Origin of the sequence: Flavobacterium melibiosi (genome assembly GCF_048158545.1) — a bacterium.
Classification (GTDB): domain Bacteria; phylum Bacteroidota; class Bacteroidia; order Flavobacteriales; family Flavobacteriaceae; genus Flavobacterium; species Flavobacterium melibiosi.
Map to the genome: position 1 here is coordinate 112697 of NZ_JBLNKU010000010.1, position 25358 is coordinate 138054.

A 25358-nucleotide genomic window follows, 5' to 3' on the forward strand; every position below is an offset into this window, starting at 1 on the left:
CTTTTGAAAATCCCTTTACTAAAACGGATTGTAAATCTGCTACATCAGGCTTTTGGGTGTCTTTTTAGATTTCATACGAAATTAATATTTGTTTTTTATCGGAATGCGGGATCACGTTTTTGAGCACTTTCAACATCAAGAATATAAACGTGTTTACCAAAGTTGTCTTTGACATATTCGTTTTGTTCTATTGGTAATGCTTGTTGTGTTTTATTCATCTTTTAAAAAACACTTGGAGTATTAGAATCGGGTTTAATATTTGGCTCTGTGATTTTCAAAATCATTGGCATTGGAAAATCAACTCCAGTAAGCATTGCTTCACCAGAACTTAGGATTGGTAAAAAAGATAAAGCACTTTTATTGGCATCCGAACAAGCAAACTCAATAGCTTCTCTGTCTTGTTGGTTGATTAATCGATGAACAATGAAAGTTCCCATTTGACTTAAAACACCTCTAGGAATATCTCGTGGCATTTGTGTTGAAATAACTAAGAACAAACCAAACTTTCTACACTCTTTTGCGATTCTATCGAATGCATCTAACTCTACTTCTATTGAATATTCATCTTTTATTCTTTTATTTAAAAACAAATGTGCTTCATCTAAAAATAACAAAAGACTTTTTTTAGATCTAGCTTTAAAATTTTCAGCAAGAGCTTTTTCTAATAAAAAACGTCCAATTGAATTCACTAAAATCTCTCTTAATTTATTTTCAGTTGAAACATTTGAAACAGAAAGAACTAAAACATTTGATTTATTTTTTATGAAATTATCAAAAACATCTTCAAATTCATTCTTACACAATGCATTAAGTTCGTTTTTGAAATCAAATACATTTAAAAAAGACTTGTCATTTGTGGTTAATAATATTCTTGAAATTAAAGATTGACAATTGTTTTTTGCTGTTTTATCTTCAGTACCATTTTCATAAATACATTCGTTTAAAATTTGAGATGAAAGAGCCTTAACTTCAAACTCACAATTATTTGAATAAACTTTAGGATTGTTTTTACAGCTTGACAAATAATTTAAATCTTCTTTAAATCCTTTTTTAATTATAGTTGTATAATCATGCTCTATATTTTTCCTATAAAATTCAGCTATAATTTTTGCATCACTTGCATCGCCAATTTCATGCTGTTTTGTTTTCAAAATTTCAAATAATCTTAAACTCTTCATCGCCTCTTGTAACTTTGGCAATTGAGATTGTTGAGAAGGCCTAAAAAGAGCAAATAAATCTGTCTCTCTTAATTTTTTGTAATTAAAATATATACCATCATCTGAAATTTCATTAAACTTATAGTATTCTATGTTAGAAGATTTTAATGTTTCATACTCCCCTGTAGCATCAATTAAAATTGCTTTTCCATTTTGCTCAACAACTTGCTCAATTAGTTTTGCAATTGTCCAACTTTTTCCACCACCTGTAGTTCCAACTACTGCGCAATGTCTTCCAAACAAGGCTTGTGAAGAAACATTTATTTTATGATTTTCATTATCGGGTAAACTAGCTAATGGAATTGTAATTGGTTTTAAGCCATCTTTAACTCCAAACTCAGTAAGTAATGAACCTAAAAATTCATCTGAACATAAATATACTTTTGCACTAACTGGAGGCAATTGGTCTAATCCCTTTTTTGCTTTTAGTTTATAGTTGTCAAAGCAAAGTAAAATTTCGACTTTTCCTGTTGGGTGAAAAACTTCTTTTTCAAATTTAGCTTCGGTTAATTCAAAACGTTCTTTTTCAGGCAAAGCAATCTCAGTTATTTTCCCCAAAAAACCTACTCCGGTTCCTTCAATTACAATATATTTTCCTGTAATTGCATGATACCCTTTGTCTGCATTAAAAAATTTCTTTAATAATACAGAAGATGGAAAATGAACTTTTGTTTGTAATGGAGAAACCATTGAGACAAAACCGATAAATCTACTTTCTGAATATGGATTCATTTACTTTTTTGATTTTAAAACTTTAGCTAATTCTTCAATAATATCGTTTCTTTTATGTGCATTGTTTTTAGGGTATTCATTTGCTAAATCTTCAAACTTTTCAGCAACAAGTGTAACATGTTCATAATGTTCAGCTATAGTATTTAATTCTTTTTGATATTCATTACCATTTGGAATAACTTCTGGATAACTAAAAGCTATTAGATTTAATGAAGGGTTTTGTTTTAAAGACTCTAATATTACTGATGATATATGCTTATCTATAAAACTGAATCCTATTGTAATCAATAATGTGTTTTCAGTTCGCAAAGCTTGCTGAAAACGTGCCATCATTTCAAAATAAGGTTGTTCATAAGAGTGCTCATATTTACTGTCCTGAGGAAACACCATTACTCTATTATCAATTTTGATACTTTTTTCATCAGCCTGAGTAATTTTATTATCAACTTTTTGCCAACTCAAAGAGCCATGCATTTTATAAAGATAGAAAAGTTTTGAAATTGTACTATCCTTTTTATCTTGCCTATTATGACGCGTTTCTATAATATCATAGTCGAAATATTTTCCGTTAAACTCTCTAGGATTAGAAAATGTAAAACCATCAATAACGGTAAACATACTTTCTCTTGCAGCTTGTTCAAACAATGTATCATAATTTAGAGTAAAAATTTTGACTCTTGGATATTTCTGTGATCTTAATGTAATTTTATCTAAAAATTTTCTATGAGGAGAATTATTGGGTAATTTAAGAGTACACTTCTCGACAATAAAATTTTTTACTTCTAAAATTTCTTTGTCAAGATTTCTTTTAACACTATTAAACTTTCCTGCTTCAGATAGAAGTAACTCCAAATTTTTACTGGTACTATCAAACCCCGTTTCTTGGATTAATGTATCTAATTCAGTTTTTTTTTCTTTTTCAAATGCAGCCCATAAATCAGACATTATTAAACCTTTATTAATCTCTCCAATTTCAACTGAAGAACCTGCTCCTGAAAGAATAACAATATTTTCTATTTCACTATACTGATTTTGGAGTAGGTTAGTATAAAAGTCTCGTTTTTCTTTTTCCACATACTCTTCTAAAGTCATTTTTCTACTACCATTAGATAATTCAAGTTTTGGATTATCATCTTTAATTATTTCGCCATTAATATTTGCTGAAATAATTTTTGATTTATCTAATTCAATTTCAATACTTTTCTTTTTATTTTTTAGTATAATCATATTATTTCTTTTTACCATTATTACCCTTCTCCTTCACAAACAACCCAGCCGTATATTTCTCATACAACTCAAACAAAAACTCCATACGTTTCGCTTCACTGGTAAAGGTTTGTTTACTATAAGAAGCATCAACAGCTTTATCCAATTCATTATGCGCTTTTACTAATGCAGGCGGCATTGTTAACGAACTATATAAATCTGCTAAGGAACTAGTAGGAAATGATGCTCTAACATCTAAAACTTTTTGGGCTTTTTCTTCAATATTTTTTATTTGCTTTTCAGATGGATTTTCTGGCCAAGGATAGTTGTTGTAAACTATTTCATTAGAATATCTGTAATCACTTTTTATCCTACCACAAGTAGTTTTAATCCATGATAAATGCATTAAAGATTGAATAACTCCAAAATGATAAAGTGTTGCATGTGGAACAGTTGCACAAGTATCTCCAGCAATATTATTTCTATCAAAATAACCGAGAGGAATATATTTTCGGTTTTCTGAAGAGTGTCTTGGTATTAGAATAAAATTATCTTTAGGTTGTCTAATTTCTGCAAATAGAGAAGGAAAAATTGCAAGTTTTCGGGTTGCTTCTCTACTACTATTACTTCTTAATTTTTCAACTTCTTTTACTTTAGCATAAGCAATAGGCATTAATTTCCAATCACTTGGATTAACATCTACGAACCAATAACAAAATTTTTTTTGACCATTTAAAAATTCTTGAGCTCCCAAAAATGGTTTTATATATTCAAGAGACTTTGGTTCTAAAGTCTTTAAATTTTCATATTCGTTTTCTTTAATAAAAAAATTACCTCCATCATTTGGCATATTACCAAATGTTATTTGTGGAACATTACATATCGTAGTTCTTCTTTTATCAATAAAGACATCTTTTGCATCAACTAAATACGGATTAATGTTTTTAGCTTTTATTTCGTGAGCTTCCCCTTTAATATCCTCATATTCAAATATTCGTTTGTCATTAGTATTAAAGTTAGCAAAACCAACAATTACACAATATACTGCCGCATTCCCTTTTGCTTCATTGCTCCATCTAAAAGTACGGTGTGCAAAATGAATTTTTATCGCATATTTATTTAGCATTTGCCCCCAAAGTATACTGGTTTGTTCTCCTTGTACAATAGAATTAGTGGAAACAAAAGCCACTTTTATTGTAGTGTTCTGAATGTATTTAGCGGCTTTTAAATACCAACCTGTGACATAATCTAAAACACCACATCCGGGAATAGTATCAAATTCTTTTACAATTTGATTTCTCTGGAATTGACTCATTATTTTTGAACCAATAAAAGGAGGATTTCCAATGATATAAGATAATTTGTCTTTTGAAACAACTTCTTCCCAATCCGTTTCTAAAGCATCTCCATGAACAATTCTTGCTGATTTTTTTAATGGTAAACGCACAAAATATTGCCCAAATTCATTACTGATTATCATATTCATTTGATGATCCATCAGCCACATGGCCACTTCGGCAATACGAGCAGGAAACTCTTCGTATTCAATACCGCCCATCATATCAACATCAAGCCAAATAATCTCTCTTACATCAAGAAAACCGGTACCACTTTTATTCATCGCTCTTAGAATTTCAATTTCTAACAAGCGTAACTCTCTATACGTAATGACTAAAAAATTTCCACAACCACAAGCTGGGTCGAGAAATTTGAGTTCACTTATCTTTTTATGATATTCGGGTAATTTATTTTTGTTTCCTTTGATACTTTCAAACTCTGCCCATAGTTCATCAAGAAACAGAGGCTTAATTAATTTTAAAATATTAGTTTCACTGGTGTAATGCGCTCCTAAGTTTCTGCGCTCTTTAGGGTTCATCACACTTTGAAACATCGAGCCAAAAATAGCAGGTGATATTTTACTCCAATCGATATAGCAGCAATCCAATAATGCCAATCGCATTTTGGTATCAAAACTTGCGGAAGGTAAGACTTCTTCAAACAACTTACCATTTACATACGGGAAGTCATCTAGTTGTTCATCAAGATTTTTAAAGCGTTTTTCTTTGGGTGTATTCAACACTTGAAACAGTTCTTGAATTTTGGAAGCTAAATCGCTACCATCTTCGGCAGTTCTATTTTCTATGTAATCTTGAAACTGTTGTTTGTCAAAAATGGTCGTGTCTTCTGCAAACAAGCAAAATAATATTCGAACTAAATATACTTCTAGCGGGTGTCCGTCATATCCAATTTCCTCCAATCGGTCATGCAGTTTTCCCATCAATTCGGCAGCTTTTATATTGGCTGGGTCTTGTTCCTTATAGGTTTTCTTTTGATAGCCTAATAACGAGCCAAAACTTTGCACATTTAAAACTAATTCATCTAAAGTAAATTGTAAAGTAGTTTGTTCTTCGGTGTCATACAATCTAAAAATATGAAAATCGCACACCAAAACATATTTTGGTAATTCGTTTTGTTTTAATCCATGTGTATAATCAATGGCTTGTTGAAAAGCTTTGTCCAGGTTTTTTCCTCGGCTTTTCATTTCTACAAGTATCGTTCCTTTCCAAAGTAGGTCAATATAACCATCCGCATCAGAAAGTTTTTTTACTCTATGTTCAAAGGTTCCTATCTTTTTTCGGGTGATACCAAAGACGTCAAAAAAAGCATCTAAGAAAGACTTAGCATCGGCTTCTTCATTAGTAGTATTTTCCCATTCTTTAGAAAATCGTAATGCTCGGTCTTTTATTTCATTCCAGCTTAAAGCCATAGTATTATTGCAATTTGTTATATCCCAAACCTACCAAATATAAATGATTTTAACACCATCATTTATACGTAGATATACCTGATTATTAACAAATGTAAATACTTAATAATTCATGATTTTACGGAAAACCGTAAAACCACAAATTATCATTAAAACTTTTGTTATTATGGCGATTTATTTTTTGTTAGCGTATAAAATGAACCAAAACCCAACTTCAAAAGAATCTTCTCTTTTTGCGAAAATGAAAAATGGAATAGTAAACCTAAAAATGCTATTGGGTTTTAGATGGATAACTAAACTCTGCCTTAAAATCGACACTGTTCTGAAAACATATAGTTTAAACCCTCAAATCCATTTTTTCCACCACCAAAATTCAAAAGAAAAATTAAGACAATTTTGAGTGAAAATATTATTTTGAACCCAACGTCTAAAAGATAAATATTTTTCTATTTTCAATATTGACAATCAAATACTTACATAATTTATTATTATATTTACTTAGATGTTAAGGATAGTTTGCAAATTCACAAAGAAAACACAAGAAATAAAAAGATTAAATTTTGTAAATTATTTCCACAATCAGTAAATTAATTTTCAACCCATTTAAAACTTTCTTTTATGAAAAATTCTATTTTATGTACTTTTTTATTTCTAATTGCGATTAGTACTATTGCAGCTCAAAACAAGACAGAAAGAGCAATCACTCCTATTTTAGATAGAGAATTATTTTTTGGAAATCCTGAAATTGCAGGAGGGCAATTAAGCCCAGATGGGAAATGGATTTCTTTTATGAAAGTATATGAAGGGATAATGAATATTTGGGTCAAAAAATTTGATGAGCCTTTTGAAAAAGCACGTCCACTTACTAATAGCAAACGTCCAATGTATGGTTATTTCTGGTCGAATGACGGCAAATATATTTTGTATGTAAAAGATGAAAATGGCGACGAAAACGTTAATGTCTTTGCCGTTGACCCAATGACAACAGCAGAAACAAACACGGTTCCAGTTTCTAGAAATCTAACCCCCTTAAAAGAAATTACAGCACAAATAAACTTGGTTAGCAAGAAAAATCCAGATTTGATGATGGTTTCTTTAAATGATAGAGATAAGGCTTGGCACGATTTATATCAACTGGAAATTTCTACTGGAAAACTTACTAAAACATATGAAAACAAGGACAGAGTTACAGGATATGACTTTGATTGGGACGAAAATCTGAGAGTTCTTTCTAAAACCGATGATAAAGGAACTACAATCCTATTTAAAAAAGAAGGGGACAAACTGACTCAAATTTACGAAACGTCAGTAACAGAACAAGCGTACATCACCAATTGGACACCGGACAACAAACAAGCCTATTTTGTAAGCAATAAAGGAGATTTAAATCTTTCTACCTTGTTATTAATGGATTTGGATACTCAAAAAATCACCAAAATAGAAAGTGATCCAAAAAATAGAGTAGATTTTGGAAGTCTTCGGGTAAGTGATTTAACCCGAGAATTAATTTCTACATCCTATACCGATGACAAAACCATATATAACTGGAAAGATAAAACATGGGAAAAAAATTACAAATACTTACAATCAAAATTTCCTGGTAGAGAAGTGAATTTTCAAAGTAAAACTAAAGACGAAAAGAAATTTTTGGTAGCACTTTGGGGAGACAAATATGCTGCTGAAGTTTATTTTTTTAATTCAGAAACCAAAGAATTACTTTTACAATATGTACCAAGACCTGCTTTAAAAAAGGCTGAACAATATTTAGCTCCAATGAAATCGATTCGTTATAAAAGTAGCGATGGTTTAGAAATTACAGGATATTTAACTTTACCCGTTGGAAAAAGCAGTATGAATTTACCTACAGTAATTTTAGTTCATGGTGGACCAAAAGGACCAAGAGATACTTGGGGTTATGATGCCGAGGCACAATTTTTGGCCAATAGAGGATATGCCGTTCTACAACCTAACTTTAGAGCTAGTGGCGGTTACGGAAAAGAATTTTTGAATGCAGGCGATTTACAATGGGGAAAACTGATGCAGGACGATATTACTTGGGGTGTCAAGCATTTAATTGCAGAGGGTATTGCAAATAAAGACAAAGTGGCTATTATGGGAGGAAGCTACGGAGGTTATGCTACTTTGGCTGGTTTAGCTTTTACTCCAGATTTATATGCATGTGGTGTTGATATTGTTGGACCTAGTAATATTTTTACATTATTAGAATCAATACCCGCTTATTGGGAATCTGGCAGAGCATTTTTATACGGAATGGTTGGTGATCCAAATACAGAAGAAGGTAAAAAAAGAATTCATGAAGCAAGCCCTTTATTTAGTGCCGATAAAATTGTAAAACCGTTATTGATAATTCAAGGTGCAAACGACCCTAGAGTTAAAAAAGCAGAAGCAGATCAAATTATAGTTGCTCTTAGAGAAAAAGGAAAAAAAGCAACTTATTTGTTAGCAGATGATGAAGGTCATGGATTTGCAAAACCAGTAAACAATATGGCAATGTATGCCGAAACAGAAAAATTCTTAGCAGGAATTTTAGGTGGTAATTACCAAAAAGAAATGCCGGAAAATGTTGCCAAAAGATTAAAGGAAATAACTGTTGATATTAACATGGTAACTTACGAATCTAAAAAGGAATAATATTTTTTTTAAAATTAATCAGCGAGAAGGAGTTGTTTTTTTTACAACTACTTCTCGCTTTTTTAATCTGACAAACTTAATTGGAGATTAAAATTAGGTCATTTGAATGATGATTTTTTTATTCAAAATAAATCTGTAAACTACTTCAGCAACGACATGATTCCGTTTTACTTTTTAAACTGTAATCGTACAAATCAATATTTTATATTCTCGCAAATTATTTTTCCATTTTCGGTCCCAGCATATTTTCAGGATTCAAAATATCATCCAACTTTTCTTTTGATAAAAGATTGTGTTCCAATACCAGATTGTAAACACTTTTCCCAGTTTCCAGCGCTTCCTTGGCAATTTTAGTACTGTTTTTATACCCAATATACGGGTTCAACGCCGTTACAATACCAATACTGTGCAAAACCATATCTCTACAATGGGCTTCGTTAGCGGTAATTCCATCAATACATTTTGTTGCTAACGTATCCATCCCGTTAGACAATAAAGCCATAGACTCCATTATTGCATAAGTCAAAACCGGTTCCATAACGTTTAATTGTAGTTGCCCAGCTTCGGCGGCCATAGTTACCGTTAAGTCATTTCCAATAACACGAAAACACACTTGGTTCATCACTTCTGGAATTACGGGATTTACTTTTCCCGGCATAATGGAAGAACCAGGTTGCATTGGCGGTAAATTAATTTCATTCAATCCGCATCTTGGACCGGAAGAAAGCAATCGTAAATCATTGCATATTTTAGAAATTTTAATCGCCATTCTTTTCAAAGCCGAAGAATAAATCACATACGAACCCGTATCTGAAGTTGCTTCAATTAGGTTAGGCGCTGAAACAAAAGGAAGCCCAGTAATTTTGGCTAAATTTTCCGCGCATAATTTGGCATAACCGGGAGCGGCATTTAAACCGGTTCCAATGGCAGTTGCCCCCATATTGATTTCAAAAAATAACGCCGAATTTTGACTCAATCGATCAATTTCTTCTTCTAAAGTTGCTGCATAGGCCTCAAATTCCTGGCCCATAGTCATGGGAACTGCATCCTGTAATTGCGTTCTTCCCATTTTCAAAACGTGTTTGAACTCAACCCCTTTTCTTCGGAATGATAGAATTAACTTTTTAAGATGTTCAATCAATTGAATATTCGAATTAATAGCCGCCAGTTTTATCGATGTTGGATAGGCATCATTAGTCGATTGCGACAAATTCACATGGTCATTGGGAGAACAATATTGATATTCCCCTTTTTGATACCCCATAATTTCCAAGGCACGATTTGCCAAAACTTCATTAATGTTCATATTGGTAGAAGTTCCGGCACCACCTTGGATCATATCAATTGGAAATTCATCATTAAATTGACCGGCGATAACTTCTTTTGCGGCTTGAATAATAGCATTTTTCAATTTTTCATCTAACAATCCCAATGCAAAATTGGTTTCGGCAGCGGCCCATTTCACGTAAGCCAAACCTTTGACAAATTCTGGAAACTGACTTAATTTAACTCCTGAAATATGAAAATTTTCAATTGCTCTTTGGGTTTGAACACCGTAATAAGCATTTATGGGAACATTTAAATCACCCAATAAATCGTTTTCTATTCTATCCATTTTGAGTTTTTTTTATATTAAAAAATCACATTAAAGATACCTCTTATTTTAAAATAAAACTTAGCGAGCACAAAAACGTATTTTTCAAATCACACAAACAAAAAAATCGGATAATTTATACAGTTAGCTATATAAATTATCCGATTTTTACAATCAGCTGAGTATGATAAAACCTTATATTATTTTTTTATTTTAGAAAAAAAACTAGTTCAAAATAAATCTGCGAACGACTTCAGCCACGCCATGATTATTATTTGAGGCTACAATCACATCTCCTTTATCTCTCAATTCAGGATCTACATTATCGACCCAAACACCCAATCCGGCATATTGAATCATCGTCAAATCATTTCCTGCATTTCCAACGGCTATAATTTCACTTTGATGAATATTCAATTTTTCGGCCAAAAATTTGATGCTGGCACCTTTATCAATTCCATTTTGTGCTACTTCCAGAAAGAACGGTTTTGACATGCATACACTAAGATGTGGCATGGCTGCTCTCAAGTCTTTTTCAACTTCTTTTAGATAGGCTGGCTCTTCCAATAAAATACATTTTATGGCTGCTGATTTAACCTCATCTTTAAAACTAACGACTTTATTGTGTTCTAAACCGGTGATGTTTTTTTCAATATCAATGTATTCAGAATCCGTCTCACTCACAATTTTCCCATCAAGGTATGTAATAATATGGGTCTTACTTTTTAAACTGTAATCGTACAATTCATGAATTTGTTCCTGTGTTAACGTCTGCTCAAAAATGATTTTATCTTCTTTTAAATCAGTAATTACGGCTCCGTTATATGATATCATATAGGAATTATCCAATTTCAATTCTTTGGCATAAGCAATCATCGCAGGTGTTGGTCTTCCAGATGCCAAAATAACATAAACACCCAGTTCCTGTGCCTTAGACAACATTGCTGCATTCTCCTTTGAAATGATATGGTCATCGGTTAACAAAGTGTCATCCATGTCCAAAACTAACATTTTATATTTCATTTTTATTTTTTAAAAAGCAGTATTTCAAATACCGAAATTCACAAATTATTTTTTAATTTACTTAGATTTTGTCTTGTGTCAAAAATTTGAAGAATACGAATTTCCCTTTCAGAATGAATTTTATAAATGATTTTATAATCTCGAACAATTATTCTTCTATAAGGTTCTCCTAAAAATTCATCCTCTTGATATTGCTTCGCAAAATGAATATTTTTACTTTGAACCACAATATCTCTAATAACGTTTTTTGCTCCTTGAGGAGATTTTAACTTGATAAATTCAAATATTAATTTCAAATCGGCTTTGGCTTGATTATCCCAAAGTATGGTAATTGGCTTTTGCATATTACCACTTCTCGATTTCTTTTTCTAGATCTTCAATAGTTGTATATTTTCCTAATGAAATTCGTTCGTCAGCTTCTTTAACCATATTGATGTATTCTTCTTTGTCAACTGGATAACCACTAATAGTATGAGCAACAACTTCTTTATCTAAAACAGATTTAAGCGCTATTATTTTTTTTAGTTTACTTTCATCAGTAATATGAAGTAACCAATCCATCAATTCTATTTTCTTTGCAGCTATGTCCATCTTACAGAGTTATTTGAATAACAAATATACAAATTTAAATACTCATTCTGAATTCTTCAATAACTGGATTCACTTTTGAAAACTCCGTTTCCTGAACAAATAATTCCACTGCCAAGTCTGAATTTCCAAAACCTCCTAATCGAGCTGATTGTATGTTGTTTTTTAAAACGGTATCTACTCCTATTGCTTCAATTTTCTGTTGTAACGCTAAAGCTAAAATTTCACTTCCCGAAAACACTTTCATTAATCCCATCTTTTTCTTTATTTAATTATTTATTACCATTTTCTTCATCACCTTCTTGCTCCTCGAAGTCATCTCCAACTTCAGGTTCGAAATCTTCTTCGTCCTCAAAATCTTCATCACCTTCTTCGTCCTCATCTTCTCCATCAAAATCGAATTCAAAAGGCTCCACTAACATTTTTTCAGCAAGGATTTCTATTCGATCTGTAAATTGTTCCGAGAAAATAATACGTTGGGTTCTGACAATGCTATTCGAAATACGCATGATTTTAGTTTCATGACGCAATTTCAAAATTGGATCAGCATCATCAAGGATAAACATTTTCAATCGGTTTACATTAAATCCAGCTGTGGTAAACATTTCACTTAACTTATTTGGCGTCCCAATTAACACGTCAATTCCGCTAGAAATATAATTTTTATCATATTCCATATCTCCTTTATCATGAACACCATAGACTTCTAAATTAGAATTCTTTCCGTATTTTTCAAAAAGTGATTCCATTTCCAATACTTTGGCTTTGTCTTCTACAATAATCAAAGCCCTTGGTGATTCTTCGGTTGCGCCTGCCAATCTCTGAATTACATTTAGCACAATTGTTGTCGATTTTCCGCTTCCTTTTGGTGCAATAATAATACAATCCGAACCACTTTTCATTGTCGAAAATGTTTCTTTTTGCATTGCATTGGCCTCAGTCAAACCGTTTTCAATTAGGGCTTCTTGTAACGCTTCGTTTATTTTTTTTAGTTTCATATTTTAATTTAGGAATTAAGATTTTTAGATTTAGGATTTGATAAAAAAATTATGTGTTTTCACATTCACATTTTTCATAATCCACTTTCACTTTTATCTAAAACAATTATCTATTTGAATAAATCGGAATATTTTAAATTCAAAAAAAATGTTGCGATTACTATCACAATCAATACTATTTCCTTTCTTTTTGTAATTTTATATTTTCCTGTCACAAATTCAATTTATCAGAATTTGTGGCTATTACTTATTTACTTGCGAATAACTTCACATCATTTTCGGAAATTTCGCTTCCGCCAAGGATAATCAAACGCTCCACTACATTTCGTAATTCACGAATATTTCCTGTCCAATCGTATTCCTGCAATAAATGAATCGCTTCTTTTGAAAACTTTTTTATAGCATTTCCTTGCTCTGAAGCAATTTTATCAGCAAAATACGAAATCAACATCGGGATATCCTCTCTTCTGTCGTTCAATGATGGCACTTTTATTAAGATAACAGCCAAACGATGGTACAAATCCTCACGGAAACGCCCTTCGGCAATTTCTTTTTTCAAATCTTTATTGGTTGCCGCAACAACACGAACATCGACTTTAATGTCCTTATCTGCTCCCACTCTGGTAATCATACTTTCTTGTAAAGCACGTAATACTTTGGCTTGCGCCGAAAGACTCATATCACCAATTTCATCCAGGAAAATAGTTCCTTTATCAGCTGCTTCAAATTTTCCTGCACGATCTTTCACTGCCGATGTAAACGCTCCTTTTACGTGACCAAATAATTCGCTTTCTATCAATTCAGATGGTATAGCGGCGCAGTTCACTTCAATTAAAGGAAAATTGGCTCTTTCACTTCTTTCGTGTAATTGATGCGCGACCAATTCTTTTCCGGTTCCGTTTGGCCCCGTAATTAAAACTCTGGCTTCGGTTTGTGCTACTTTTTCAATCATCACTTTGATGTGATTGATAGCTTCGCTTTCGCCAATCATTTCGTAGTTCTTGCTGACTTTTTTCTTCAGAATTTTATTCTCCACTACGAGTTGTTTTTTGTCTAAAGCGTTGCGAACCGTATTCAATAATCGGTTTAAATCTGGTGGTTTTGAGATGTAATCAAAGGCACCTAAACGCATTGTATTGATGGCCGTTTCCATATCGCCGTGACCGGAAATCATAACTATAGGGATTTCGGGTTTGATTTTTTTGACTGCTTCAAGTACCTCAACACCATCCATTTTTGGCATTTTGATGTCGCACAAAACCAAATCGTAATCATTGTTTTTTATTTTTTCAAAACCTGCAGCACCGTCTTCGGCTTCTTCAACTTGATAGGTGTCGTTTTCTTCAGAGAGTATTTTTGTGAGTACTCTTCGAATAGCGGCTTCGTCTTCTATGATTAGTATTTTTGACATATTTTTATTTTTGTTTAGCCACGAAGGCACAAAATTTTTATTTCTAATAACAGACAATGTTTTTTGAAAACTGATGCCCTAGCCCCGATTAAAGTGAAAATCCTTTTTATTTTTCTTTAAAAATAAAAAGATTACTTCACTTAACTTTTATTTTCAGCGGAGTTCAGTGAACTTCGTTTGCAACGGAAAGCGGGAAATAGCTCCATAAATTAATTAAATTTTAACGGAAGTTGAACCGAGCTTTATTTAATATTTCAACCATCTATACATTTCACTCCACGTTGGTTTTTTGCCGTACATGAGTATTCCTATTCGGTATATTTTTGCGGCAAACCAAACTACAAAAAAGAAGCTTCCGAATAATAACGTTACTGATATTGCGATTTGCCACAAAGGTACGCCAAACGGAATTCGCATCAGCATAACGATTGGGGAAGTAAGCGGAATCATTGAAAAAACGACTGCAATTGTCCCATGTGGATCATTGATAACAGTAAAAAATCCAACGTAAACACTCAACATTAATGGCATAATGATAGGCAACAGAAACTGCTGTGAATCCGTTTGATTATCGACTGCAGCGCCAATTGCCGCGTAAAATGAACTATACAGAAAAAAGCCGCCAATGAAATAAATTACAAAGCCAACAAGGATACTTGCAATGGGTAAATTCCATAATTCCTTAATATACATTTGGGCAGTTCCAGTCATTTCTTGCTGTGCAGAATGCATCAATTCAGGTGAAACGCTGGCTGTTAGCCCCACATTTACTCCAAAAAATACAGAGGCTGCAAACATTAATGACATTCCGATTATTGCCCAAATAAGGAATTGTAGCAATCCTGCTAATGAAGTGCCTATGATTTTTCCCATCATCAATTGAAATGGTTTCACTGAGGAAATTATGATTTCTACTATTCGGCTGGTTTTTTCTTCAATGACGCTTCGCATGACCATGTTTCCGTAGATAATTATGAACATCATTATAAGATATCCAAATGCACCGCCAATCCCGATTTTGATTTCGTTAAGTCCTTTGACACTTTCTTCACCAGATGCTTTTGTTAAGCTGATATTCACTTTTGATTGGGCATTTTTAATAGCTAGCGTATCTAAATGTGCTTTTTCTAAATTATTTTTGGTCAGTTTATTTGCAATTACATCCTGAACATTTTCAATGAATGAAATACTAGGACTACTGTTTGAAATAAACTGGATTTTACTTTCGAAATCCTTGGCATTACTCGCTTTTGGAATGTATAACAATCCTTCATAGCTTTCATTTGTGATACTGTCTTTCAGGAATTTTAAATCTATTACAGACAAATCAAGGTATTTATATTCTCTGTTTTTATTGTTTTGTGACGTAAATTCTTTTACAAACATGCCCGATTCATCATGAATAGCGATTCGTTTTGTATCGGCTTTCATGGAACTTAAATATGCCACAAAAACAGCTATTCCCACAAATAGTAACGGACTTAAAAAAGTCATAACAATAAAAGATTTATTGCGCACTTTGGCAATAAACTCTCTTTTTATAATTAATGATATTATACTCATGCTTCGCAAATTTCAAATTTTAAAATTCCAAAATCCAATACTTTGGAATTTGGAATTTCCTTATTGTTTTTTATTTTTCTGTTACAGTTTGTATAAAAATATCATTGACACTTGGTATTTTTTCCACAAAGTGCGTTACCTGACCGCGTGGTGTCAGGATATTCAATAATTCATTTGGCGTGGCATTCCCGAGTTGGATTTCCAGTTTTAATTCGTTGTTCAATGATTTAAAATTAGCCGATCCCACGGTGAATTTTTGTGTTATAGCGTACATCAAACCTTCTACATTCTCTGATAAAATACCCACTTCAAAACTATTGGTTTTAAATTGTCTCTTGACATCATCCAGTTTTCCTTCAATCAGTTTATTCGATTTATGAATCAGTGCAATATGGTCACATAATTCTTCTACACTTTCCATACGGTGGGTCGAGAAAATTATGGTCGCTCCTTCTTCTCGCAACGCCAGAATTTCATCTTTGATAATATTGGCATTTACGGGATCAAAACCAGAAAAAGGTTCATCAAAAATCAACAGTTTTGGTTTGTGCAACACACATACCACAAACTGAATTTTCTGCGCCATTCCCTTAGAAAGTTCCTGGATTTTCTTATTCCACCAACCTTGAATTTCTAATCTTTCGAACCAATACTCCAGTTGTTTTTTGGCTTCAGCCTTAGAAAGTCCTTTCATTTGAGCCAAATACAAGCATTGTTCTCCCACTTTCATCGTGTTGTACAATCCTCTTTCTTCCGGTAAATAGCCTATATATTGAACGTGTTTGGGTTGCAATTTTTCACCATCCAAAATAATCTCGCCACTGTCAGGCAATGTAATTTGATTTATAATTCGGATAAGTGATGTTTTTCCGGCTCCATTTGGACCTAAAAGTCCGTAAATACTTCCTTTTGGAACTATTAATGAAACCTCGTTAAGTGCCACATAATCACCGTATTGTTTGACAACTTTATTCACTTCAAGAATAGTACTCATGCTCATTTTTTAATTGGTGTAAAAGTAAATAATTAGTACCGAAATACTTAGAATAGTTTCATATATGTAGCATTTAATTTTTAGCGGTCATATATGTTATCGCCTTATATTTATTGGTGTTTGTTTGCAACAAACAAATTGTTAGTGGCGATTTCATAAAAAACCCATCCTTATTTTAACAAGGATGGGGGAATGTATTTTTTAAATTAGAGGTGATAAATCGAGTCTAACTTTTTTATTATGAAAACATGTCTTTCACTTTCTCAAAAAATGATTTGTCTGATTTTTCAGGATTTGGAATAAAATTCTCGTCAGTAAGATTTTTTTCAAAAAACTGTTTTTGATCTTTGTTCAGCGTTTTTGGAGTCCAAACATTTACATGCACCAATAAATCTCCGTTTCCGTACCCATTGATACTAGGAATTCCTTTTCCTTTTAACCTCAGAATTTTACCGGATTGAATTCCTTCTTCCAGTTTGATCCTCACTTTTCCGTTTATAGCTTCGATGTCTTTGGAAATTCCAAGAACAGCTTCAGCGAAACTAATGTACAAATCGTAGTGTAAATTCTCACCTTCACGTTTCAAGAACTCATGCTCCAATTCTTCAATAGCAACAATCAAATCTCCCGGAATACTATTTCCTGGAGCATCGTTTCCTTTATTAGAAACTTTCAATTGCATTCCGTCAACCACACCTGCAGGTATTTTTATTGAAACAGTTTCATCTTCAAGAATCATTCCTTGTGAATCTGCTTCTGATGGTTTTCTATCTAAAATTTGACCTGAACCACTACATGTTGGACATGTAGAAGCAGATTGCATTCTACCCAAAATTGTATTCGTAACTCGCATCACTTGTCCTTGACCATTACATGTAGAACACGTTTTATAGGTAACTCCAGGTGCTTGAACTTTACGTTTTACTTTTACTTTTTTCTCAACTCCATTGGCAATTTCTTCCAATGTCAATTTTACTTTGATACGAAGGTTGCTTCCTTTAGCACGACGAACGCCGCCGCCTCCACCGCCTCCGAAACCACCAAAACCGCCTCCGAAAATATCACCAAACTGACTGAAAATGTCATCCATATTCATTCCGCCGTGACCACCTCCGCCAAAACCGCCAGAACCATCAAAAGCTTGATGACCATATTGATCGTATTTTGCTTTTTTCTGAGGGTCGCTTAATACTTCGTAAGCTTCAGCAGCTAATTTAAATTTATCTTCTGCCGATTTGTCTCCAGGATTTTTGTCAGGATGATGCGCTATTGCTTGTTTTCTATATGCTTTTTTAATTTCGGCAGCATCAGCATTCTTTGAAATGCCTAATATTTCGTAAAAATCTTTTTTCATTTTTATTTTTTCTTTTGTTGAGTCGCACTGCAGTGCACCTCTACGCGTGATGTTAAAGACGCGATAAATCGCGAATCTATTACTGCCCTATAACAACTTTTGGAAAACGAATAATCTTATCTCCCAATTTATATCCTTTTTCAAGAACATCGACAATTTTACCTTTCATTTTGTCTGATGGCACAGGAATTTGAGTTATTGCTTCAGCAAAATCAGCATCAAATGCATCTCCAGCTTTAACCTCAACTTGTTCTAATCCTTTAGAAACTAATGTGTTTTTTAATTTTTCATGAATAAGCTCTACTCCTTTTAATAGTAGTTCATCTTCAGATTTGCTTATTTCCACAATAGCTCTGTCAAAATCATCTAAAACAGGCAACATAGCAAGTAAAACTTCTTGATTTGCTGTTTTAAACAACTCGATACGTTCTTTTGAAGTTCTTCGTTTGTAATTTTCAAATTCAGCAAATAATCGTAAATACTTATCTTTTTCTTTGGCTAAGTCTTGAGTTAATTGTTCTTCAACACCTAATTCCTCAACAATAAGCTGCTCACCATTCGCATTCTGTTCTAATGTTAGGTCATCTATTTCTTGATCGATTTCTGTATTTTCAGTAGTCATATTACTTGTGTTTTTAAAAAAATTCTTAAACTTCATTTTTTATTCTTTTCTTTGGATTGCAAAAGTACTGCCAAATCTTATAAAATGTCAAATTGTCACCTTACTATTGAAACACTCTTTTGTTTTTAATTCATTTCAGCAAAATATTTTTAATGGATCGCACTGAAATTTTAATATAATTTTAAGACTATATCGATAAAGATTACATAAATTTGTTAATGTTTTTTTAAAGAAAACACAAAAGGTTGCCCACTAAAAAATTATTAATTCACCATTACCTTATATTAAAAAAAGCTTCGTTTGATAGACGAAGCTTTTTTTATGCTTTTAAAATAAAAACTATAACAATGCGTTTTTTAGACCTTCAAAATCCAGAAAAACCTGCTCTCCTGTCACTAAATTTTTAAGCAAAAAAGAATTAGATTCCATTTCTTGCGCTCCTACAATTACAGCAAAAGGAATGCCTCGTTTATCCGCATGTTGAAACTGTTTGGCCACCTTTGCATTATCAGGATACAATTCTACTTTTATTCCGGAAGCTCTTAATTTTTGTATGGCTTGCAATCCATAAAACGCTTCTGTGTCACCATAATTAATAAACAACGCTTTAGAAGTTGCTGTTACGGTTTCAGGAAATAAATTTAATTCTTCGATAACCAAATAAATTCGGTCCAATCCAAAAGAAATCCCAACACCGCTCATATTTTTAAGTCCAAAAATCCCGGTCAAATCATCGTATCTTCCACCACCACCGATGGATCCCATGGCAACTGATTTTGGCGGAGCCACTTCAAAAATTGCTCCTGTATAATAATTCAAACCTCTTGCCAGTGTGACATCTAAATCTAAAATAGAAGTGTTCAATCCAAGTTTCGTCACGTTGTCACAAATAAAACGCAACTCCTCAACCCCTTTCATCCCTTCACTGGATTCAGCAAGTAAAACAGAAAGTTGGTTTATTTTCTCCGAAATCGTTCCGGTGAAATTAAATAACGGTTGTACTTTTTCAATAGCTTTACCAGAAATGCCTTTCTCCATCATTTCTTTTTTCACGCCGTCCTCGCCTATTTTGTCCAGTTTGTCAAGCGCTACTGTAAAATCTATTAATTTATCTGATGCGCCAATTACTTCTGCAATTCCCGATAAAATTTTTCTGTTATTGATTTTGATAGTTACACCTTCTAAACCCAAAGTCGTAAAAACTGTATCATATAATTGAACCAACTCTACTTCCTGCCATAAGGATTTAGAACCCACCACATCAGCATCACATTGAAAAAATTCTCTGAAACGCCCTTTTTGTGGACGGTCAGCACGCCAAACCGGTTGGATTTGGTATCTTTTGAATGGAAATTCAATTTCGTTTTGATGTTGTACTACATAACGGGCAAACGGAACCGTTAAGTCATAACGCAAGGCTTTCTCAGAAATACTTGCTGTTAATTTAGTACTGTCTTTATTTTCTAAATGAGTTGCATTGGCTTTCGCCAAATAATCTCCGGAATTTAATATTTTGAAAATCAAACGATCGCCTTCTTCTCCATATTTCCCCATTAAGGTTTCGGAATTTTCAAATGAAGGTGTTTCTATAGGTTGGAAACCAAATTTTTCGAAATTACTTTTTATAATCTGAATGATATATTGACGTTTTGCCACCTCAGTTGGTGAGAAATCTCTAGTCCCTTTTGGAATGCTCGGTTTTGATGCCATTTTTTGATTATTGGATTTTTAGATTTTCAGATTTAGGAATTGTTGAAAAAACTCCAAATTCTAATTCTTTGCAAATATCTTATTTTTAAAATAAATCTGTTTACAAATTTTCGCATTTTATTACCCGATAGCCTAGCCCAGATTACTTCACTTAATTTCTATTTTCATAGGAGTTCAGTGAACTTCGTTTACAGCGAAAATCCGGAAGTGAAAAATAATATTGTTTTCTTGCCTGAAAGAGCGACCAAAGGAAGCTCCTTTCAGGCAATTGAAAACAAATTATTTTCATGAACCGATTATAGCGAAAAGCTGGAAATAGCTCCTAAAAATAAATTAGGATTTTTGAAAAGAAAATTTGTAACAAAAATTGTATTTTCGTGTCAAACTCGTATGATGCTAAAATTATTCAAAGAAAATATCCGAATTGCCTTTGGTTCTATCAGAACACAATTGTTGCGAACCATACTAACGGTGCTGATTATTGCAATTGGGATTACCGCTTTAGTTGGAATCCTAACCGTTGTTTCTGCTTTAGAAAACACTATTTCATCTGATTTTGCTTCGATGGGAGCGAATACTTTTAATATTAATCAATATGAAAACGAAATCCGAAATCGTGGCGGACAGGAACGTGAAATTATAAATCCAATCATTTCCTATCCCGAAGCTGTTGCATTCCAAAACAAATTCAACTATCCCTTTACCGAAACCTCACTTTCTTTTACGGCAACTTCCACTGCCGAAGTGAAATATGAAGCCACAGAAACCGATCCTGAAATTAGTATATTAGGTGTTGATCAGCATTTTATAACTAATTCCGGTTTAGAAACCAGTTTGGGACGAAATTTTACCGGATTTGATATCGATAACAATTCTTATGTTTGTGTCGTGGGATCTGACTTTGAAAAAGGATTGCTGAAAGATGTGAATCCTATTGACAAAATAATTTCTATTCGTGGTGCTAAATTTAAAGTTATCGGCGTACTGAAAGAAAAGGGATCTACCTTTGGAAATAGCCAAGATTTAAGAGTTTTAATTCCAATTCAAGTGGCTCGCTCTTTGTTTACGGCACCTAACATAAATTACACGATGAGCATCATGGTTTCCAAAAAAGAATTACTGGATCAGGCCATTGACAATGCAACAAGCACTATGCGCAGAGTTCGCAAATTAAGCCCTGTAAAAGACAATAATTTCGGAGTCGTTCGTAGTGATGATCTTATCAATAGAATTTTAGGAATTACGAAATATCTTGGACTTGCATCCTGGCTTATTGGTATTATCACCGTTCTTGGTTCTTCGATTGCTTTAATGAATATCATGATTGTTTCGGTAACGGAACGTACCCGAGAAATTGGAGTTCGAAAAGCCTTGGGAGCCAAAAAAACTACGATTGCTTTTCAGTTTTTTATAGAAACATTACTTATTGGGCAATTAGGCGGTTTGGCAGGAATTATTTTTGGAATCTTAATTGGCTTTGGAATCGCTACCGCAATGAATTTTGTGTTTGTAATTCCGTGGGGAGCTATTATGGCAGCTTTTATTACCAGTTTTATCGTGGCAATTGTTTCCGGTTTGTATCCGGCAGTAAAAGCAGCTATGCTTGACCCAATTGAGGCGTTGCGATATGAGTAGTTAGCAGATTAAAAAAATTATTGAATGCTCTTTTTTTTGATTTTTGAATGCTGATTAACGATTTTTGACCCGAGCCTGAAAGTGCGAACAGGCGAAGCATTTCAGAAGTTTAAACACTTAAATCTGCTTTCATCATTCTGTCATTTCCATAAATATCCTTACGTAATTTAATCGTTGCAAAGTCCATTTTTTCGAGCAACTCCATCATCTCTTTTCCTAAATACTGGTTTATTTCAAAATACAATTGTCCGTTTGGCACAAGATTTTTTTGAGCCAATTCAGCTATTTTTTTATAAAAAATCAACGCATCATTATCTTCTACAAACAGTGCCAAATGCGGTTCATTCTCCAAAACATTTTTCTTGATTTCCTCTTTTTCTAAATTTCGAACATAAGGAGGATTCGAAACAATGATATCAAATTCTTGCTTTAAATCCTCCGTTTCAAGAATATTTTGATTTATAAAAGTAACATTCACTTCGTTGATTGCTGCATTTTTCCGGGCTGTAGCCAAAGCATTTTCGGAGACATCAATTGCAAAAACCTTTGCATTAGGAATATTTTTCGCCAATGAAATAGCAATACAGCCACTTCCTGTTCCAATATCCAGAATCTTTAGATTTTTAGACTCTTGGATTATTAGATTATTAGATAAAACCCATTCAACTAATTCTTCCGTTTCCGGTCTTGGAATCAAAACGTTTTCATTGACTTCAAAATCCAATCCATAAAAACTGGTTTTACCTAATAAATACTGTATTGGAATCTCCTGTAACAATTGTTCCAAAATAGAATTCCAAACCGAAATTTCCTCTTCCGAAAAAACTAAATCAGGATGCAACGCCAGATCAATTCTTTTCAACTGCTTTTTTTCTTCTAAAATCAAATAGAAAAAACTCTCGGCTTCATCGGCATCGTAAATTGGAGTAAGCGCATAAATAAATTGAGTCCTGTATTCTTTTATTTTCATTTTATTAGGTATCGGTTCTGTGAATTATTGTTAATCAATTCAAAACTTATAACTCTTTCAACATCCAAACCGGACAACTGATATGACCTGTACTTCCCATTGGAGAACAAATGTATTCGAAACCTACTTTTTTGTATAACTTCTGGGCATCATGCATAAATGGCATAGTTTCCAGATAACATTTTTCGAAACCAAAATCTTTAGCACTTTGCAAACACATGGCCATCATTTTACTGCCAATTCCAAGACCTCTGGTTTCTGGTAGAAAATACATCTTTTGCAATTCACAAATAGTTTCTGCTTCATTTTCTAGTGGGGCTACTCCGGCAGAGCCAATTATTTTTCCGTCTTTCTCAACAACATAATAAACTGATTTAGGTTTATTATACTCTTCAAACATTAAATCTAAATAAGGGTCTTCATAGGCAGTTCCTACTTTTGGAATATTCAATTCGTCAAAAACAGCTCGTATCAATTGTGCAACCGCCTGATTGTCTTCTTTTTTTATTTTTCTAATGCTGTACTCTTCCATTTTCTTTCAGAAACTAATTTTACGTACAAAAATAGAAATTGTTTATTGTTATTTTCGAAAGTTTCAAAACTAATCCCGTCCCGATCCCGAAGTTTCGGGACGGGATTGGGGCTAAACTCAAAAATTACTACTTTTGTAATGTGAAAATACATGAAAAATATATAAAACGATGCATCGAGTTAGCCAAAAATGGTTTAGGGACAACCTATCCCAATCCTTTGGTGGGCAGTGTGATTGTTTATGAAGATAAAATCATTGGCGAAGGCTGGCATAAAAAAGCTGGAGAACCACACGCCGAAGTAAATGCCGTGAATTCAGTAAAAGATAAATCGTTATTGAAAAAAGCGACTATTTATGTAAGTTTAGAACCATGCAGTCATTTTGGAAAAACGCCACCTTGCTGCGATTTGATTATCAAAAATAAAATTCCAAATGTGGTTATCGGTACTATTGACCCTAATGTTAAAGTGGCTGGAAACGGAATCAAAAAACTTATTGAAGCTGGAATACAGGTTACCGTTGGCATTCTGGAAGCAGAATGTCATGAACTGAACAAACGCTTTTTTACTTTTCACGAAAAGAAAAGACCGTACATCATTTTGAAATGGGCCGAAACTCAGGATGGTTTTATTGCTCCTTTAGAAAAAAACGAAAAAAAACCAGTCTGGATTACCAATCTTTATTCGAGACAATTAGTACACAAATGGCGAACTGAAGAACAAGCTATTTTAGTGGGAACGCAAACCGTTATTGATGACAATCCAAAACTAAATGCAAGGGATTGGCATGGAAACAACCCAATCCGATTAGTTTTAGACCAAAACAATCGCATTCCTGAGGACGGTCATATCTTTGACAATCGGGTAAAAACTATCCTGTTTTCAAAATCGAAAACAAAAATTGAAAAAGAAAACACTATCTTTGAAGTAATTGATTTTGAACAAAACATAGCAGAACAAATAATAAAAGCGCTATATCAGCATCAAATTCAATCCGTAATTATTGAAGGCGGAAGACAAACCCTACAGACTTTTATCGATACCAATCTTTGGGACGAAGCAAGAATCTTTATTGGAAACGTTCAATTTACTGCAGGTACAAAAGCCCCAATATTAGATAAAAATCCGTTCGAAAAATATTCGATTGACAATGATGAACTTATAATTTCTAGAAACCATGATTAATGCTATTATTTTTGATTTTGGGGATATCTTTATCAATTTAGATAAACAAGCCACTATGGATGCCTTAGAAAAACTAGGCCTACCCGAGTGGAATGAAGACTTAGATCATTTGAATATTCAGTTTGAAACAGGTCAAATCTCACGTGAAAATTTCCTTCTCGGTATTCAAAAACACATTCCAAATGCTTCTATAAAAGAAATTTTAGCCGCTTGGAATGCTATTCTTCTTGATTTTCCATTGTATCGATTAGAATTTCTTCAAATGCTTTCCAAAAAATACCGTCTGTTTTTATTGTCCAATACTGATGCCATCCATATAGAAACTTTCGAACAAAAAAACGGAATTTCATTTTACAGCGATTTTTATCAATGTTTTGAGAAAGTATATTTTTCATTTGAGGTGGAAATGAGAAAACCAAATCCTGAAATTTTCAATTACTTGGCAAACAAACATGATTTGGCTCCAAAACGCACTTTATTCATTGATGATAAAAAAGAAAATACAGATGCGGCACTCGCATTAGGATTTCAAGTTTGGAATTTACAAGTTGGAAAAGAAGATGTCGTTAATTTATTTGACAAAAAAATAATTTAGAAAATAATCCC

At 33.1% G+C, this 25358-nt stretch carries 22 protein-coding genes; 4 read left to right on the forward strand and 18 right to left on the reverse strand.

Annotated elements, in window-relative coordinates:
- Positions 1 to 95 precede the first annotated feature (95 nt).
- Genes ACM55F_RS13070 through ACM55F_RS13085 form a run of 4 tightly spaced genes read right to left on the reverse strand, consistent with a single transcriptional unit; the run spans position 96 to position 5922 of the window.
- Entirely contained in the window at positions 96 to 218 is a 123-nt protein-coding gene (locus ACM55F_RS13070) for a hypothetical protein (protein WP_416854243.1), read from the reverse strand.
- A 3-nt stretch (positions 219 to 221) separates the two neighbouring features.
- On the reverse strand, positions 222 to 1949 hold the full coding sequence (locus tag ACM55F_RS13075; RefSeq protein WP_416854244.1) for an ATP-binding protein: 1728 nt from the start codon (positions 1947 to 1949) through the stop codon (positions 222 to 224).
- Entirely contained in the window at positions 1950 to 3176 is a 1227-nt protein-coding gene (locus ACM55F_RS13080) for an SIR2 family protein (RefSeq protein ID WP_416854245.1), read from the reverse strand.
- Between the two features lies 1 nt (position 3177).
- Entirely contained in the window at positions 3178 to 5922 is a 2745-nt protein-coding gene (locus tag ACM55F_RS13085) for a class I SAM-dependent DNA methyltransferase (protein WP_416854246.1), read from the reverse strand.
- A gap of 618 nt (positions 5923 to 6540) precedes the next feature.
- On the opposite strand from ACM55F_RS13085, the gene ACM55F_RS13090 reads away from it, so the two are divergent.
- Complete coding sequence (locus tag ACM55F_RS13090) at positions 6541 to 8574, forward strand: S9 family peptidase (protein ID WP_416854247.1); 2034 nt, start codon at positions 6541 to 6543, stop codon at positions 8572 to 8574.
- Between the two features lie 217 nt (positions 8575 to 8791).
- Here the strand turns inward: ACM55F_RS13090 and aspA are convergent, their stop codons facing one another.
- The 12 genes from aspA to hisS all read right to left on the reverse strand — a co-directional run bounded on the left by aspA (position 8792) and on the right by hisS (position 20431).
- The gene (gene aspA, locus ACM55F_RS13095; RefSeq protein ID WP_416854248.1) at positions 8792 to 10189 is read right to left on the reverse strand and encodes an aspartate ammonia-lyase; all 1398 of its coding nucleotides are present in this window, start codon (positions 10187 to 10189) and stop codon (positions 8792 to 8794) included.
- A gap of 204 nt (positions 10190 to 10393) precedes the next feature.
- A complete protein-coding gene (locus tag ACM55F_RS13100; RefSeq protein WP_416854249.1) occupies positions 10394 to 11191 on the reverse strand; it encodes a Cof-type HAD-IIB family hydrolase in 798 nt (265 codons plus the stop codon).
- Between the two features lie 38 nt (positions 11192 to 11229).
- Positions 11230 to 11535, reverse strand: a complete 306-nt coding sequence (locus tag ACM55F_RS13105) for a type II toxin-antitoxin system RelE/ParE family toxin (protein WP_416854250.1) — start codon at positions 11533 to 11535, stop codon at positions 11230 to 11232.
- 1 nt (position 11536) lies between these two features.
- Positions 11537 to 11782, reverse strand: a complete 246-nt coding sequence (locus tag ACM55F_RS13110) for a hypothetical protein (RefSeq protein ID WP_416854251.1) — start codon at positions 11780 to 11782, stop codon at positions 11537 to 11539.
- Between the two features lie 34 nt (positions 11783 to 11816).
- Positions 11817 to 12035 carry a DUF2007 domain-containing protein gene (locus tag ACM55F_RS13115; RefSeq protein ID WP_416854252.1) on the reverse strand — a complete coding sequence of 73 codons (219 nt, stop codon included), beginning with the start codon at positions 12033 to 12035 and terminating at the stop codon, positions 11817 to 11819.
- A 16-nt stretch (positions 12036 to 12051) separates the two neighbouring features.
- Complete coding sequence (locus ACM55F_RS13120; protein ID WP_416854253.1) at positions 12052 to 12777, reverse strand: DEAD/DEAH box helicase; 726 nt, start codon at positions 12775 to 12777, stop codon at positions 12052 to 12054.
- A gap of 247 nt (positions 12778 to 13024) precedes the next feature.
- On the reverse strand, positions 13025 to 14188 hold the full coding sequence (locus ACM55F_RS13125) for a sigma-54-dependent transcriptional regulator (protein ID WP_416854254.1): 1164 nt from the start codon (positions 14186 to 14188) through the stop codon (positions 13025 to 13027).
- A 246-nt stretch (positions 14189 to 14434) separates the two neighbouring features.
- Positions 14435 to 15751, reverse strand: coding sequence for an ABC transporter permease (locus tag ACM55F_RS13130; RefSeq protein WP_416854256.1), 1317 nt, complete (start codon positions 15749 to 15751; stop codon positions 14435 to 14437).
- Positions 15752 to 15821: 70 nt separating this feature from the next.
- Positions 15822 to 16745 carry an ABC transporter ATP-binding protein gene (locus tag ACM55F_RS13135; RefSeq protein WP_416854257.1) on the reverse strand — a complete coding sequence of 308 codons (924 nt, stop codon included), beginning with the start codon at positions 16743 to 16745 and terminating at the stop codon, positions 15822 to 15824.
- Between the two features lie 238 nt (positions 16746 to 16983).
- Positions 16984 to 18099, reverse strand: coding sequence for a molecular chaperone DnaJ (gene dnaJ / locus ACM55F_RS13140; protein ID WP_131992288.1), 1116 nt, complete (start codon positions 18097 to 18099; stop codon positions 16984 to 16986).
- Between the two features lie 79 nt (positions 18100 to 18178).
- Positions 18179 to 18757, reverse strand: coding sequence for a nucleotide exchange factor GrpE (locus ACM55F_RS13145; RefSeq protein ID WP_416854258.1), 579 nt, complete (start codon positions 18755 to 18757; stop codon positions 18179 to 18181).
- Between the two features lie 303 nt (positions 18758 to 19060).
- A complete protein-coding gene (gene hisS / locus ACM55F_RS13150) occupies positions 19061 to 20431 on the reverse strand; it encodes a histidine--tRNA ligase (protein ID WP_416854259.1) in 1371 nt (456 codons plus the stop codon).
- A gap of 390 nt (positions 20432 to 20821) precedes the next feature.
- On the opposite strand from hisS, the gene ACM55F_RS13155 reads away from it, so the two are divergent.
- Positions 20822 to 22066, forward strand: a complete 1245-nt coding sequence (locus ACM55F_RS13155) for an ABC transporter permease (RefSeq protein ID WP_416854293.1) — start codon at positions 20822 to 20824, stop codon at positions 22064 to 22066.
- Between the two features lie 109 nt (positions 22067 to 22175).
- Here the strand turns inward: ACM55F_RS13155 and prmC are convergent, their stop codons facing one another.
- Together prmC and ACM55F_RS13165 are read right to left on the reverse strand one after the other, a co-directional pair.
- Entirely contained in the window at positions 22176 to 23036 is an 861-nt protein-coding gene (gene prmC, locus ACM55F_RS13160) for a peptide chain release factor N(5)-glutamine methyltransferase (RefSeq protein WP_416854260.1), read from the reverse strand.
- Positions 23037 to 23082: 46 nt separating this feature from the next.
- Positions 23083 to 23568, reverse strand: a complete 486-nt coding sequence (locus ACM55F_RS13165; RefSeq protein ID WP_416854261.1) for a GNAT family N-acetyltransferase — start codon at positions 23566 to 23568, stop codon at positions 23083 to 23085.
- Positions 23569 to 23708: 140 nt separating this feature from the next.
- Between ACM55F_RS13165 and ribD the strand changes: the two genes are divergently transcribed.
- Positions 23709 to 24752 carry a bifunctional diaminohydroxyphosphoribosylaminopyrimidine deaminase/5-amino-6-(5-phosphoribosylamino)uracil reductase RibD gene (gene ribD / locus ACM55F_RS13170; protein ID WP_416854262.1) on the forward strand — a complete coding sequence of 348 codons (1044 nt, stop codon included), beginning with the start codon at positions 23709 to 23711 and terminating at the stop codon, positions 24750 to 24752.
- The gene (locus tag ACM55F_RS13175; RefSeq protein WP_416854263.1) at positions 24745 to 25347 is read left to right on the forward strand and encodes an HAD family hydrolase; all 603 of its coding nucleotides are present in this window, start codon (positions 24745 to 24747) and stop codon (positions 25345 to 25347) included. Before ribD ends, ACM55F_RS13175 begins: the two co-directional genes overlap by 8 nt.
- Positions 25348 to 25358: the final 11 nt, after the last annotated feature.

Excerpts from the sequence above, each read along its gene's own strand:
- prmC (WP_416854260.1), bottom strand. The coding sequence starts at position 23,036 with ATGAAAATAAAAGAATACAGGACTCAATTTATTTATGCGCTTACTCCA.
- ACM55F_RS13075 (WP_416854244.1), bottom strand. The coding sequence starts at position 1,949 with ATGAATCCATATTCAGAAAGTAGATTTATCGGTTTTGTCTCAATGGTT.
- ACM55F_RS13175 (WP_416854263.1), top strand. The coding sequence starts at position 24,745 with ATGATTAATGCTATTATTTTTGATTTTGGGGATATCTTTATCAATTTA.
- ACM55F_RS13115 (WP_416854252.1), bottom strand. The coding sequence starts at position 12,035 with ATGGGATTAATGAAAGTGTTTTCGGGAAGTGAAATTTTAGCTTTAGCG.
- ACM55F_RS13135 (WP_416854257.1), bottom strand. The coding sequence starts at position 16,745 with ATGAGTACTATTCTTGAAGTGAATAAAGTTGTCAAACAATACGGTGAT.
- ACM55F_RS13085 (WP_416854246.1), bottom strand. The coding sequence starts at position 5,922 with ATGGCTTTAAGCTGGAATGAAATAAAAGACCGAGCATTACGATTTTCT.
- ACM55F_RS13120 (WP_416854253.1), bottom strand. The coding sequence starts at position 12,777 with ATGAAACTAAAAAAAATAAACGAAGCGTTACAAGAAGCCCTAATTGAA.
- ACM55F_RS13145 (WP_416854258.1), bottom strand. The coding sequence starts at position 18,757 with ATGAAGTTTAAGAATTTTTTTAAAAACACAAGTAATATGACTACTGAA.
- ACM55F_RS13100 (WP_416854249.1), bottom strand. The coding sequence starts at position 11,191 with ATGAAATATAAAATGTTAGTTTTGGACATGGATGACACTTTGTTAACC.
- aspA (WP_416854248.1), bottom strand. The coding sequence starts at position 10,189 with ATGGATAGAATAGAAAACGATTTATTGGGTGATTTAAATGTTCCCATA.
- ACM55F_RS13090 (WP_416854247.1), top strand. The coding sequence starts at position 6,541 with ATGAAAAATTCTATTTTATGTACTTTTTTATTTCTAATTGCGATTAGT.
- ACM55F_RS13165 (WP_416854261.1), bottom strand. The coding sequence starts at position 23,568 with ATGGAAGAGTACAGCATTAGAAAAATAAAAAAAGAAGACAATCAGGCG.
- ACM55F_RS13125 (WP_416854254.1), bottom strand. The coding sequence starts at position 14,188 with ATGTCAAAAATACTAATCATAGAAGACGAAGCCGCTATTCGAAGAGTA.
- ACM55F_RS13105 (WP_416854250.1), bottom strand. The coding sequence starts at position 11,535 with ATGCAAAAGCCAATTACCATACTTTGGGATAATCAAGCCAAAGCCGAT.
- ACM55F_RS13155 (WP_416854293.1), top strand. The coding sequence starts at position 20,822 with ATGATGCTAAAATTATTCAAAGAAAATATCCGAATTGCCTTTGGTTCT.
- ACM55F_RS13080 (WP_416854245.1), bottom strand. The coding sequence starts at position 3,176 with ATGATTATACTAAAAAATAAAAAGAAAAGTATTGAAATTGAATTAGAT.
- dnaJ (WP_131992288.1), bottom strand. The coding sequence starts at position 18,099 with ATGAAAAAAGATTTTTACGAAATATTAGGCATTTCAAAGAATGCTGAT.
- ACM55F_RS13070 (WP_416854243.1), bottom strand. The coding sequence starts at position 218 with ATGAATAAAACACAACAAGCATTACCAATAGAACAAAACGAATATGTC.
- ACM55F_RS13110 (WP_416854251.1), bottom strand. The coding sequence starts at position 11,782 with ATGGACATAGCTGCAAAGAAAATAGAATTGATGGATTGGTTACTTCAT.
- ACM55F_RS13130 (WP_416854256.1), bottom strand. The coding sequence starts at position 15,751 with ATGAGTATAATATCATTAATTATAAAAAGAGAGTTTATTGCCAAAGTG.
- hisS (WP_416854259.1), bottom strand. The coding sequence starts at position 20,431 with ATGGCATCAAAACCGAGCATTCCAAAAGGGACTAGAGATTTCTCACCA.